A 12335-nucleotide genomic window follows, 5' to 3' on the forward strand; every position below is an offset into this window, starting at 1 on the left:
GACCGCAGATTCGGTACGGGCCCGCCGATGGCGGGCTATCCCGCGAGCTCCTCGGCCAGCCTGGCGGACATCCTCGAGCGCGTGCTCGACAAGGGGATCGTCATCGCCGGCGACATCCGCATCAACCTGCTCGACATCGAACTCCTCACCATCAAGCTGCGGATCCTGATCGCGTCGGTGGACAAGGCCAAGGAGATGGGAATCGACTGGTGGGAGCACGACGCTTCGCTGTCCTCCCGTCACTCGAACGACGGGTCGCTGGCCGCCGAGAACCAGCGCCTGCGCGCCGAGCTGGCGGAACTGCGCCGGGACCGGCTCACCTCGTCCGGACCGCAGCAGGACGCCACGGGCACCGGGCGCCAGGAGACCTTGGAGCAGGGGACGCAGCCCGCAGGCGATAGGGCGGCACGGAGGAGGACCGAGAAATGAAGGGCCCCGAGGACCGGGGGACGACGGACGCGGCGGAACCGGGGACGACGGACGCGGCAGGCCCGGGAACGGCGGATACCGGCGCCCCGACGCGGGCACTCACCTACGTCTACGCCGTCACGCCCACCGCGCCCGTCCTGGACGAGGTCCTGCCCGCCCTCACGGGGGTGGCGGACCGCCCCGTCGCGCTCCTGGTGCCCCCGGGCGACGACGCCGGACCGGTCGCCTTCGTCATCAGCGACGTACCCCGCGACGACTGGGCCGAAGACGTGCTCAAGGACCGCTTCGAGGACCTGCGGTGGCTCGAGGACACGGCACGCGCCCACCACCACGTCATCGAGGCACTCGCCGCCCGCACCACCGTCCTGCCACTGCGCATGGCCACGCTCTACGAGGACCGCACGCGCGCGCGTCAGGCACTGCGGCAGCAGGGTCAGGGCTTCGCCACCCAGCTGGCCCGGCTCAGCGCCCACACCGAGTACGGGGTCAAGATCTACGTGAGCCCCGCCGACGAGGCCCCGGCCGGCCCATCCGCCGCTGCCACCGCATCCGTACCGGCCAGTCCCGGCAAGGCGTACCTCCAGGCCCGCCGGGCGCAGCACGGCGCCCGCGAGGACCACTACCGGCAGGCGCAGCTGGCTGCCGAACGCATCGCCGGGATCGCCCGGCGTTACGCGGCGCAGCACGTGCGCCACGCCCCGCAGAGCGGGCCGCTCGCCACCCCCGCGGCCGGGGAGAACGTCCTCAACGACGCCTTCCTGATCGCCGACGCGCAGGCCGACGAGTTCCGTGCGGCCGTCGACGGCGCGGCCGAGGACCTGCGCGGGATCCGCCTGGAGGTCACGGGTCCCTGGGCCCCCTACTCGTTCGCCGCCGAACCCGCCGAACCCGCGGCACCGCCGGCGCCGGATCCCCCCGCGCCATGACCCCCGTCGACGGTCACGATCCCGGGCTGCCGGGCCGGCAGGTCGCGCTGGTCGACCTCCTCGACCGGCTGCTCGCCGGGGGCGTCGTCATCACCGGGGACATCGTCCTGTCCATCGCGGACATCGACCTCGTCCGGATCTCCCTGCGCGCCCTCATCAGCTCCGTGAGCACGGCCGACGGTCCCCGACCGGCCCTGGAGAGCGAGCAGCGCCATGACTGGTGACACGTCCCGTCCGCCGCGCCCCGCCGCCCCCGACCTGCGGGCGGTCGGCGAGGCGATGGCCGATGCCGTCCGGCTGCTGCCGGCCTCCCCCTCGGATGCGGCCCCCTCGGGCCGCTCCCCGGGCCGACGCGTCCGTACCGGCCCCGATACGGTCGGAGAGGACCTGGTCAGACTGGTGCTGACCGTGGTCGAGCTGCTGCGGCAGCTCATCGAACGGCAGGCGCTGCGCCGGGTCGAGGCGGGCGGCCTGACGGACGCACAGGAAGAGGAGCTGGGAGCCACCCTCCTCGCCCTGTACGACCGGATGACCGAGCTGTGCGCCCAGCACGGCTGCACGCTCGAGGACCTCAACCTGGACCTCGGCCCCCTGGGCCGGCTCCTCCCGCCGTCCGGGTCCTGACGACGACGGCGCGGTTCGACGGGTTCAACGGCGCGGAGAGGGCACGAGGCGCATCAGCGTGTGCAGGACGGCGTCGAGGGCGTCGTGTGCCGGTTCGTCGGAGACGTGGGTGAGCAGGCGGGCCAGGACGCGCAGCAGCGGGGGCGAGGCCATGACGCGCGGATGGAGCAGGGTCCGGTAGCCGTACCGGGAGAGGACGAGGTCACCGGCGAGGCTGCCCAGCCGGTAGTAGCGTCCCCAGCGGCGGCGGATCTCGGCGGGGTACTGCTGCAGCGCCTGTTCCCGGCTGGGCCCGGCCGGCCGGGCCAGGGCCAGGGCGATGGTCTCGGCGGCGACTTCCGCGGCTTCCATGGCCTGGGCGATGCCCTCGCCGCTCCACGGGCTGACCATGCCCGCGCTGTCTCCGACCAGCAGGAGGCCCCGGCGGTACTGGGGCCGCCGGTTCAGGCCCATCGGCAGGGGGGCGCTGCGCAGCGGGGAGTCCGCGTTCTCCTCCTGGATGCCCCACTCGGCGGGCAGGCGCGGCAGCCAGTGGTCCAGGGCGGCGCGCAGGTCCACCGGGCGGCGGCGGCGCTGCGGCAGGGCGCCGAGGCCGATGTTGACCCGGCCGTCCCCCAGGGGGAACACCCAGCCGTACCCGGGCAGGTCGAGCCCGGTCTGGGGGCAGCGCAGGTCGGCCCACAGCTCCAGGTACGGGTCGTCGGTGCGGGCCTGGCTGCGGTAGTAGCGGCGGGCTGCCGCCGCGACCGGCCGGTTCGCGTCCCGGGCGAGTCCGAGGGCGACCGCGGTCCGTGCGGAGGCACCGTCGGCCGCGACGACGAGCGGTGCCCGGTAGCGGACGGGCTCCGCGTCAGGGCCCCGGGTCGCGGTGACGCCCGTGATGTGTCCCGCCCGGTCGGTCAGCGGACCGGTCACCTTCACCCGGGTGTGCAGGCGCGCTCCGGCGGCGCCGGCGTGGGCGGCGAGGATGTCGTCGAAGTCGTGCCGGCTGCGGGTGAGTCCGAAGTCGGGCAGGGTGCCCAGCCGGGGCCAGTCGATTTCCACCTGGTTGCCCTCGCACACCCATCGCATGCCGCGGTTGCGCATCCAGCCCGGTGCGTCGATGTCCACGCCCATGCGCACGAGCTGGGCCACGCCCCGGGGGGTCAGGCCGTCGCCGCACGCCTTGTCGCGTGGGAAGGCGCTCTTCTCCAGCAGCAGTACGTCCAGCCCGGCGCGCGCGAGGTGCACGGCTGCGGCGGAGCCGGCCGGCCCCGCTCCCACCACGATGACCTGCGCCTCTTCGTCCCGTCCGGTCCTCGGCCCGGTCGGGGAGCCCCCGCCGGGGGCCGGGCCGCGGTCACCACTCGCTTCATCACCCCTGGTAATCACCTCTTCACTATTCCACCGGCTCCGGTCAGCCAAGCGGTACCACGGCGACGGGAACGGTGCCGTGATGGACGGCCTCGTGTGCGACGGGGCCGAGGCGCGGGCCGATCGGCACCGTCCGCCGTCGTCGGCCCACGACCAGCAACTCCGCTTGCCTCTCCTTCGCCGCCCGCAGGAGCAGGGGCCCGGGGAGGCCGGAGACGGCCTCTTCGGTGACCCGCACCCCGGGATGCGTACGACGCCACGGCCGCAGCAGCTCCGTCAGCCGTGCCGCGGCTCGCGGCCCGGCGTCCTCGTCGCCGAGCGGGCCCGTGCCGCCCGCCTGCAGGACGTGCAGGACGTGCAGCTCACCACCCCTGCGGCCGGCTTCGGCGAAGGCGAACGCGAGGAGGGGGCCACTGCGGTCGGTCAGGCCGGTGCCCACGACGATCGTCTCCCGTACGGAGGCCCGCGCGGAGTGCGCCCGCACCAGCACCACGGGCCGTCCGGCGGTTCCGACGACGGTCTGGGACACCGAGCCGAGGAGGAAGCCGGTGATCCCGCCGAGACCGCGCGAGCCCAGCACCGTCAGCTCCGCCTCCGCCGCGGCCCGGGACAGGGCCTCGGCGGGGTCTCCGAGTGCGCTGCGGGTGGTGACCTCCAGGTCCGGGTGGTCCAGCCGTACCCGCTCCGCGGCTTCGTTCAGGAGGGTCCTGGTCCGTCCGGCCGCGGCCGCGGCGTACTCGTGGGGGACGGTGTGCGTGGCCGTCCATTCCTCCACGTGCATCAGGCAGAGCGGCAGCCCGTGCAGGACTGCTTCCCGGGCGGCCCACGCCTGCGCGGCGCGGCTCTCGGGCGTCCCGATCACACCCACGACCACCTCGGTCGCCATGGCCGCCTCCTCGCGGCCGCCCCGTCGTCCCTCTCCCGTGCGGGGCGTCAGATCCGGGCCGGGGCGGGGCCGGTTTCCGGTTGGCCCTGTCTCAGCTCGGCGAGCAGTTCGTTCCGGCCCGCCAGCATTTCGGTCAGGATGCGGCGTGCGGCGCGGAGCAGGTCGGCCACGTCCCCGCCGGCCAGGGCGTAGGTGACCGTGGAACCCTCGCGCGTGGACACCACGATGCCCGAGCGGCGCAGGACGGCGAGTTGCTGGGAAAGGTTGGACGCCTCTACGTCGATCTGGGCCAGCAGGTCCCGGACCGGCAGCGGGCCGTCCTGGAGGAGTTCGAGGACGCGGATGCGGACCGGGTGTCCGAGCATCCGGAAGAACTCGGCCTTCGCCTGGTACAGCGGCACCTGCATACCCACGACGCTCCTGCTGCTCCTCGACCCTTGCCTTGGCCGTGCCGCGTGCGGCGGCACGGCCTCCGCCTCCATCGTCGCGTCCGGTCGGCACACCCGCACCCGAAGTTGACTGGTTTCTGATGTGTCGAGTTGAAGATGTCTTCAACTCATGGGCATGCGTGGACCGGTCGGGACGCCGGGCTAGACCTCCAGTTCCGCTTCGATCCGGCGCAGCTGGTGGCGCGCCATGGCCAGGTTGGACTTCTCCTTGTCCAGGACGAGGTAGAGGAACAGTCCGCTGCCGCTGTGGCTGCGCAGCACCCTGATCAGGTGGTACTGGCGGCCCAGCGTGATCAGCAGGTCTTCCAGCTCGTCCTGGAGGCCCAGCATCTCCATGGTGCGGACCTTGGCACGGATCACGTCCGTGTTGCCGGCCGCGGCCACCATCAGGTCCAGGTCCTTGCCGCCGCCGAGCGTGCCCAGGGCCATACCGCTGGTGTAGTCCACCAGCGCCACCCCCAGCGCGCCGTCGATCGAGGTCATCGCTTCCTTCAGCGACACTTCCACGTTGGCCATGGCCGTCCTCCGCACTGCATCTGCCGTACCCGGCGCATCCGGCACCGGATCTTCCGTACCGGGACGCTACCGATCCCTCGCCGCCGGACGGCGGGTTCCGGAGATTCGGCGAAAAACGATCGGTGCAGCGTTCGTTACGTTGCGTGTGTGCCCGGGCTGCCGCAAGAGGTGCTCGGTGTGCGGGTGTCCGCCGTGAAGAGTGCGGCGGATGCGGCGGGGTGCCGGTGCGGCCAGGCGATGAGGGATCAAGGTGTCCACGGCCGGGCGGCGACCCGATCCGGTCAGTCTGGGTGGACGTCGGGTGAACCGGGCTCGACTGACGCAGGGTCATCGGGCCTCATCAGAGCGCTCACGCGGGGTGCCGGCCCGCGTCCGGAGCCTCGCCGGACGGGGCGCGGCTCCCGCCTGAACTGCCGGAACGAGCGTTCGGTCGCCGGTAGACGAACAGGATGTCCGTAAATCGGTCTTCGATGTGCGGGCCGCCTTCGCATTCTGCAGACTCGGCGGGGTCATGGCGGGCATTGCACAGCCAACTGCCGCGCCCATCCTTGGAATCGAAAGTGAGCTCTGTCGTGCGTTACCGCATCACCACCGTCTCCTCCGCTGCCCTCCTGGCCCTGGCGGGCACCACCGGCGTCGCCGCGGCCCAGCCCGCGAGCCTGTACGCCCCCTCCGCCGTGGTACTCACGGTCGGGCAGGGCGAGGACGCCGCGTCCGTCGTGCGGGCCTCCACCCTCAGCTGCGCGCCCACCGCCCGGGGAACGCATCCTGACCCCCAGGCCGCGTGTGCGGCCCTGGCGACCGCGGCCGGGAGCCTTGACGCCCTCCTGGCTTCCCCCGACCCGGACCGGGCCTGCCCCATGCATTACGACCCCGTCACCGTCACGGCGGACGGCGTCTGGCAGGGCCGGCGCATCGCCTGGCAGCACACCTTCTCCAACGCGTGCGTCATGTCCGCGACCCTCAACGGGAACGCCCTCTTCGCGTTCTGACACCCCGACCGCTCCGGGCCCCTCCGCACGAGGGGCCCCTTGGCGTCTGACGGGCCGTGAACCGGCGGCGGCGCTACGGTCCGTGACATCCCTGCACCGGCGGGTGTGCGCGAGGGCGCGGGTGACCGCCTGCCCGCGCCGTTGTCAGTGGGGCCCGCTACTGTCCCGCTCATATCGCAGGTCAGGGGGCGCCGTGCCCCCGGTTCGACCTGCCCGGAACGTGAACGGGCATGTAAGGGGGCGGCGAGGGATGGGCTGGATGACAGCGGGCGAAGGGTATGAAATCGCCTTGTTGGAGGGGCGGGTGGCAGCACGCGCCGTAACCGGGCGGGCTGCGGGACGGCAGTTGAAGACGCTTCCCAAGGCCCTGCGGGACAACGCCGAGGTGGACCGGCTGCGCCGGCTCGCCGAGTGGCTGGACCGGCACGCCGCCGCGTGCGCCGCGCAGGTGGACGCCTGGATGGTCTCCTCGCTTCCGGTGCCGACCGCGCTGCTCGCCCGGGTCTGGCCCGACGAGGCCTGGCAGGGCGCGCTGCGCGATGTCGCGGTGGTCGGCGAGGACCCGGACGAGGTGGGCTTCCTGCGCGATGCCACCGCCTCCGGCGAGCTTCGGGTGGTGAACCTCGACGGCGAGACCGTTCGGTTCTCCGCCCCCACCGTGCTCCTGCCGCATCCCGTGCTGCTGCCCGACCTGGACGAGGTACGCGAGTTCGCGGCGGAACTGGGCATCGTGCAGGGGGTCGAGCAGATCCACCGGGCCACGTGGCGCAAGCCGGAGGACCTCGCGGCCGACGCCACCGAGGTCCGGGAGTTCGCCGGCGGGTCCTACCCCAACCGGTTCCGTCTCGCGGCGCGCGCCACGGCCCTCGGCTACCGGGTGTCCGGCGGCTACGCCACCTGCGCGGTCCGGGACGCCGGCCGCGGGCTGAAGGCCTCGGTGTGGATCGGTGAGCCGTACTGGGACGGGGACTCCGCGACCGGGGCGCTGACCTGGCAGGACGAGGAGGGCCGCGCGGCGGTGCTGCGCGAGGTCGGACCGGTCGCCTGGTCCGAGGGCATGCGGATGGCCGCCGCGCTGTACGCCGGCCGCACGATCGAAGAGGGCGGGAACGAACGATGACCACCACGACCACTCCCGCGGACGGCGCCACCGCCGACGCACCGGCCGAGCGCGCCGGCGAGGCCGCGCTGCTGATCGAGGCCGGTGCGGTGCTGCCGCCCGGCACCGAGGGCGCCGGTCCCGGCGCGGTCGGCCTCACCGCCCGTACCTACCGCCACCCCGGCCTGCCCGACGGCCGTGTCGTGGTCCGTCTCGCGGCGGCCGAACTGGGCGCGGCCGAGGACCTCGCCGCCGGATTCCTGGGGCTGGTGCCCGATGCGGAGCCGGCCGTCGTCGGCCTGGGCCGCCGCCAGACCCTCGGCTTCGCCGAGTGGGTGCTCGTACACCACCCGCAGGACGGCCACCACGCCCTGGCGCTCGTACCGGAACTGGAGCGTGTCGCCCGCCAGGCCAAGTCCAAGCCCAAGGCGGCCCTGGAGGCCTGCCACGAGCTCGCCGGCCGGCTGGCCGCGGCCGTGCCGCACTTCCTGCCGGTCTTCTACGAGGAGACCGCCCGCATCTTCCTGTCGGTGGAGAACCCCACCTATGCGGCGCAGCTGTTCACCCGGGCCCGCAAGAGCGAGGCCAGTCACGGCCTGACCGTCGACGACGACCGGATCGACGCAGTGTTCCTGGAGTTCGCCCTCGCCGGGGCGCTGCCGGTGCGCGTGCTCACCTCCTACGCCAAGGAGCTGGAGCTGCGGGTCCCCGCGCCCGAGGCGTACGCCCGCTACCGGCGCCTGTGCGTACGCCGCACCGCGGGCGGCATGGTGCCCTCCGCCCAGGTCGCCCCGGCCCTGCGCCGCCTGGCGCGCTCGGCCGGTCTGGACTCCGTGGAGGCCGAACAGGACTACCTCGCCGAACTGCTGGCCATGCCCGCCACCCTGCGGGCGGCCACCGGGTGGTGGAAGACCCACCGGACGGCGCTGGTCGGCCTGGGCCGCCGCGAACCGGCCGTGCGCGGCACTCTGCTTTCCCTGATGCCGCTGGGCGACGACTCGAACGACGGCGAGATGTCCCGACTGTGGCTCGACATCCTCGAGGAGTCCGGGGCCACGGCAGCACTGGTCTCCCCCGCCGCGACCCCGGAGGAGCGCTGCGCCGACGGCACCGTCGGCTGGCTGGAGCGTTTCCACGGCGCCCGTCACCGGGGCTGGGGCCGGCGGCAGCCGCTGCCGCTCCTCCTCGACGTGGTGCGGCGGTCCGCGGACCGGCTCCGCGCCGAACTCGCCGAGCCGGGCCGGGAAGCGGGCCTGCAGGTCGCGGGCCAGGACGTCGACCTGCTCGACCTGCTGCTCTCCCTCGGCATCCCGGTCGCCGCTCCGGCGGCGGACGTGGCACTGAACCTGGACGACTGGGCGCATGGCGACGACCGCCGCGACCTGCTGGCGCTCGCCGCCGACGAACGCTTCCGGACCGCCTTCGCCAATGCCGCGAACCGCTTCCACGACAACGACCTCAACAAGTCCGTGATCCGGCAGGTGGCCGCCTCCCCCGGGGGGCGCCCGATGCTCGCCGAGTGGGTGCGCGGGGTCGCCCGCGCCGCCAACGACACCGGTCTGCCCCGGTACCCGGAGGCCGTGCAGCGTCTGACCTGGCTGCCCGCCGAGGCTCTGGTCCTCGCCGAGCAGGAGGTGGCCGCCGCGGCCGCCACCGACCTCGGGGCTCTGCTCGCCCGCACCCTGCGCGGCGGCCTCTTCGAGGAACTGGCCTGGCCCGCCTGGGAGGAGGCGCTCACCGAGCTGGATCCGAAGCGGGACAACGCGGACCTCACCGTGTTCAGCGCCTGGCCCCACCTCATCGTGGCCAACCAGCGGCAGGTCCGGGTGATCGACGCCCACGCCACCGTGCTGGTCCACGACCTGCGCATCCCCGGTACGGACCGGCGCTCCACCGGCTTCCACTACGTCGACGGCGCGCTGCTGGTCTGCTGGCGCTCCTGGTACGGGAGCGGCCCGACGCAGGGCTACTGGCACACCGACCCCGACCACGTCTTCACCGTGGACACCGGCAGGAACCCGTGGCGCCTCGGCCCCCAGCACGTCGATCTGCCGCTGCCCGGCGGCGGCCTCGCCACCGGCGCGGGCGTCCTGCACCGGGGCGACACCGGGCTGCCGGAGGAGCGCCCGATGATCTCCGACGGCCGGTCGTACTGGAGCTGGGAGAACGACGGCAGGACCCAGGGCTGGGCGGAGTACGACCCGGCCACTGACACCACCGGCCGCCGTGCGCTGCCCGGATTCCTGGCCGATGCCCTCCAGGGGCACCCCGAGGGCAGCACCCTGTCCGCGTACGGCAGTTGGCTGCGCCCGACGCCCGGCGTCGAGGGCTCGGTGCTCGGCGCGCCCGTGGACGGTCTGCTCGGCTGGCGCGTGGTGCAGGTGCCCGGCGGGGGCTGGCGTGCCTGCGACGCCGCCGGGCGTGCCGTCACCGTGCCGAAGAGCGACGACGGCGGGACCCCTCTGGCGGCGGTCGTCTTTCCCGGTGACGACCGGCCCCGGGCGCTGTCCTCGAACTATCACTTCTTCCACCTGACCGACCCGGACGGTGCGATCACCGCCGAGGCCCCCTGCCGTGCGTTCCACGGCTCCGGCGCGTACGGGCCGAAGCTGCCGCCATCCGAGCACTGGTTCTGCCTGCGCCCGCGCAACGCGGGGGCCTCGCAGGCGCTGCGGGCGGTGGACCGGGACACGGCGGCCGCCATGCTGGCCACGGCCGCCGCAGCCACCGACGAGGAGCTGCCCGCCGTGGTGCGTGCCACGCTGCCGAAGGTCACCGACGAGATCCTGGTCCAGGGCATCGCCCGCGCGGTCCGCTTCGCCCTCGCCCAGCGGGACACCCAGAGGGAGATCACCGAGCGCCTCGCCTCCGCCGTCCGGGGCGGCGCGGACGAGACGGCCCCGCAGGGCCCGGCAGACCAGGTGCTGGAACCGGCACTGGACGGACTGACCGGAAGGCCCGGCTACCGCCACAACGGCTGGGACGACCGGCAGGACCACGCCTGCCAGGCGCTGTCCGCCGTCGCCGCGGCGCAGGCGGACACCGGTGCGGTTGCCGAACCCGGTCAGCTGCACTGCCTCTTGCCCAGCCTGCCGCACACCAACCTCACGTGGACCCGGCTCCTGGAGCAGCCCGCGGCCATCGCCTACCGTGCGGTCGCCGCGGCCACCGTCGAGGAGGACCGCGAGGCCCTCCTGGCCCTCCTGCAGCGCATCGACGCACTCGGCGTGGCCGGCGCGACCGGACGGTGGCGCCGGATCACGGTCCACCTGCCGCACCGCGCGCTGCGCAAGCCGGACGGCACCGACTACCACGCCTTCAGGCACAGTGTGCTCCCGCTGGGCGGCGGGGCCCTCCTCGTCATCGGCGAACGCTGCACGCACCTCACCGACGGGTTCGAGATCACGGCGCTCCAGTACGATCCCGCGGGCCGGTTCGCCGTGCCCGAGCCGTACACCCTGGTTCGGCACCGGCCGCTCGGCGAGACCGGGCGCCCGGAGGACTGGACGGCCCGCTTCCTGGAGGAAGCGGCCGCGCGGGGCGCGGTGCCCTGGCGGCCCGAGGCCGCCGAGGAGTTCGCCTCCCTGACCGGTGTCTCCCACACCCTGGCGCGGCTGGTCCTGGCCGGCCTGCCCTCCGTGGACTCGTACGAACACAGCTTCCTCAGCGCGGAGCAGCGGGCGATACTCGACGTCAAGGCGAGCGAGGCGGCCGTGGCCCGTGACGACCTCAAGGGTCTGAGCACCTCGGTCCGCCGGGAGCTGGTCGCGGCGCTGCTGCCCGCCGATCCGGGCCGTCTGTGGACGCACGGACCGGACGTGGCCGCCGCGGCCGCGGTGTGGAACCGGCGGGTCGGCCGCCGCGTGGCGGTTCCCGAGTGGCTGCCCGTCGAGGCCAACCGCGGTGTCAAGGCCGCCTGGCCGGCGCTGCGGGCCCTCCCCGCGGTGCTCGACCCGGCCTCCGCGCCCGCGCTGAGCACCGACGTGCCCTGGAAGGTCAAGGGGGACCGGGTGGAGCCGGCGCAGTCGACCGGCGAGGCCTTCTCCGCGGACGTGCTGACCGGCTCCGTGGCCATGATCGCCTGGCTGGCCCACCGGCTGCCGGCCGGCGACCCGCTGCGGGCCCTGCTGCCGTCGGCACTCGCCGCCATCCGCAAGCGGCTCGTCGCTCCGGAACTGATGATGGTCGTCGGCTGGTACGTGAACCTGAAGGACTTCCGCAAGGCCGCGGGGGCACCGACGCGTACGGCCGAGCAGTTCGAGCAGTACGGAGCGGTGGTGCTGCCCACCCATGACGGGCAGCCCGTGCCGGCGGTGCGCCCGGCCCTGCTGGACTCGGCCGGCCGCGACCCGTACCTGCCGCTGCTGCGCGGGGCCGCGCAGCATCCCTTCCCCGTGGAGGCGGCACTGCAGGTCGTGCACGACCCCCGCTTCGCCGCGCTGCTCGCCGATCCGGGTGCTCCCGAGGCCGGCACTGCGGAGGCCGGTGCTGCAGGCGCCGTCGAGACGTGGTGGCCGCAGGATCCGACCCGCTCGGTGCCCGAGCTGGTGGGCGAGGCGGCGGAGGCGTACGGCCTGGGCGCGGACGCAGCCGCCCTGTACCTGATGCTGCTGGCGATGCCCGACCCCACCGACCGCAACACCGCCCGCTGGACGGGCTGGAAGCCGGCCCGGCTGAAGGCCGCCCGCGCCGAACTGGGCGCCACCGATCTGGTGGTGACGGCGAGCCGCACCCGGGCCGGGCGCAGCCTGTTCCTGCCCGGCGGCTGGGTCGAGACGACGTCGCCTTCCCTGCCGCTGGAGCAGTGGAAGGCGCAGATGCACGAGGACCTGCTCGCCGACCGGACGCCGCTCCTCGGCGTGCTGGTGCCCACCGAGCCCGCGGCGGAGCTCTACCGCAGGGCCTGGCGGCGGGTCCGCGAGGGCGACGTCCCGCGCTTCACCGAGCTGAAGGTGCGGCGCGTCAGGCGCCGCTGAGCAGGGCGGTTCCGAGCCGCTGGGTCCGGCGCCGCCCAGGCGCCGGATCCGGCGCTGCTCGGCCCGCCCTCGTACGGGGGCGGGC

General features: G+C 74.2%; 11 protein-coding genes. 7 read left to right on the plus strand and 4 right to left on the minus strand.

Going from position 1 to position 12335, the window contains the following annotated elements; genetic code table 11:
• Positions 1–27 precede the first annotated feature (27 nt).
• The 4 genes from AC067U_RS33415 to AC067U_RS33430 are packed head-to-tail and all read left to right on the plus strand — an operon-like array spanning position 28 to position 1979.
• Positions 28–429 carry a gas vesicle protein gene (locus AC067U_RS33415; RefSeq protein ID WP_478833645.1) on the plus strand — a complete coding sequence of 134 codons (402 nt, stop codon included), beginning with the start codon at positions 28–30 and terminating at the stop codon, positions 427–429.
• Entirely contained in the window at positions 426–1355 is a 930-nt protein-coding gene (locus tag AC067U_RS33420; RefSeq protein WP_478833581.1) for a GvpL/GvpF family gas vesicle protein, read from the plus strand. The genes AC067U_RS33415 and AC067U_RS33420 overlap by 4 nt, the downstream gene beginning before the upstream one ends.
• A complete protein-coding gene (locus AC067U_RS33425; RefSeq protein WP_478833582.1) occupies positions 1352–1579 on the plus strand; it encodes a gas vesicle protein in 228 nt (75 codons plus the stop codon). The genes AC067U_RS33420 and AC067U_RS33425 overlap by 4 nt, the downstream gene beginning before the upstream one ends.
• Positions 1569–1979, plus strand: coding sequence for a gas vesicle protein K (locus AC067U_RS33430; RefSeq protein ID WP_478833583.1), 411 nt, complete (start codon positions 1569–1571; stop codon positions 1977–1979). The genes AC067U_RS33425 and AC067U_RS33430 overlap by 11 nt, the downstream gene beginning before the upstream one ends.
• Positions 1980–2003: 24 nt before the next feature.
• On the opposite strand, the gene AC067U_RS33435 is transcribed toward AC067U_RS33430, so the two are convergent.
• The 4 genes from AC067U_RS33435 to AC067U_RS33450 form a co-directional block, all read right to left on the minus strand.
• On the minus strand, positions 2004–3248 hold the full coding sequence (locus AC067U_RS33435) for a geranylgeranyl reductase family protein (RefSeq protein ID WP_478833646.1): 1245 nt from the start codon (positions 3246–3248) through the stop codon (positions 2004–2006).
• Between the two features lie 127 nt (positions 3249–3375).
• A complete protein-coding gene (locus AC067U_RS33440) occupies positions 3376–4218 on the minus strand; it encodes a universal stress protein (protein ID WP_478833584.1) in 843 nt (280 codons plus the stop codon).
• A gap of 47 nt (positions 4219–4265) precedes the next feature.
• Positions 4266–4625, minus strand: a complete 360-nt coding sequence (locus tag AC067U_RS33445) for an ArsR/SmtB family transcription factor (protein ID WP_478833585.1) — start codon at positions 4623–4625, stop codon at positions 4266–4268.
• A 183-nt stretch (positions 4626–4808) separates the two neighbouring features.
• On the minus strand, positions 4809–5183 hold the full coding sequence (locus AC067U_RS33450) for a hypothetical protein (RefSeq protein ID WP_478833586.1): 375 nt from the start codon (positions 5181–5183) through the stop codon (positions 4809–4811).
• A gap of 560 nt (positions 5184–5743) precedes the next feature.
• On the opposite strand from AC067U_RS33450, the gene AC067U_RS33455 reads away from it, so the two are divergent.
• The 3 genes from AC067U_RS33455 to AC067U_RS33465 all read left to right on the plus strand — a co-directional run bounded on the left by AC067U_RS33455 (position 5744) and on the right by AC067U_RS33465 (position 12250).
• Positions 5744–6175: a subtilase-type protease inhibitor gene (locus tag AC067U_RS33455; protein WP_478833587.1), complete on the plus strand. Its 432-nt coding sequence runs from the start codon at positions 5744–5746 to the stop codon at positions 6173–6175.
• Between the two features lie 250 nt (positions 6176–6425).
• Positions 6426–7295: a DUF4132 domain-containing protein gene (locus tag AC067U_RS33460; RefSeq protein WP_478833588.1), complete on the plus strand. Its 870-nt coding sequence runs from the start codon at positions 6426–6428 to the stop codon at positions 7293–7295.
• On the plus strand, positions 7292–12250 hold the full coding sequence (locus AC067U_RS33465) for a DNA-binding protein (protein WP_478833589.1): 4959 nt from the start codon (positions 7292–7294) through the stop codon (positions 12248–12250). The genes AC067U_RS33460 and AC067U_RS33465 overlap by 4 nt, the downstream gene beginning before the upstream one ends.
• Positions 12251–12335: the final 85 nt, after the last annotated feature.

Source organism: Streptomyces sp. NPDC043853 (genome assembly GCF_056436025.1).

Bases quoted from the DNA above. Each gene is read 5' to 3' on its own strand.
- AC067U_RS33415 (WP_478833645.1), top strand. From the start codon at position 28: ATGGCGGGCTATCCCGCGAGCTCCTCGGCCAGCCTGGCGGACATCCTC.
- AC067U_RS33420 (WP_478833581.1), top strand. From the start codon at position 426: ATGAAGGGCCCCGAGGACCGGGGGACGACGGACGCGGCGGAACCGGGG.
- AC067U_RS33425 (WP_478833582.1), top strand. From the start codon at position 1,352: ATGACCCCCGTCGACGGTCACGATCCCGGGCTGCCGGGCCGGCAGGTC.
- AC067U_RS33430 (WP_478833583.1), top strand. From the start codon at position 1,569: ATGACTGGTGACACGTCCCGTCCGCCGCGCCCCGCCGCCCCCGACCTG.
- AC067U_RS33440 (WP_478833584.1), bottom strand. From the start codon at position 4,218: ATGGCGACCGAGGTGGTCGTGGGTGTGATCGGGACGCCCGAGAGCCGC.
- AC067U_RS33445 (WP_478833585.1), bottom strand. From the start codon at position 4,625: ATGCAGGTGCCGCTGTACCAGGCGAAGGCCGAGTTCTTCCGGATGCTC.
- AC067U_RS33450 (WP_478833586.1), bottom strand. From the start codon at position 5,183: ATGGCCAACGTGGAAGTGTCGCTGAAGGAAGCGATGACCTCGATCGAC.
- AC067U_RS33460 (WP_478833588.1), top strand. From the start codon at position 6,426: ATGGGCTGGATGACAGCGGGCGAAGGGTATGAAATCGCCTTGTTGGAG.
- AC067U_RS33465 (WP_478833589.1), top strand. From the start codon at position 7,292: ATGACCACCACGACCACTCCCGCGGACGGCGCCACCGCCGACGCACCG.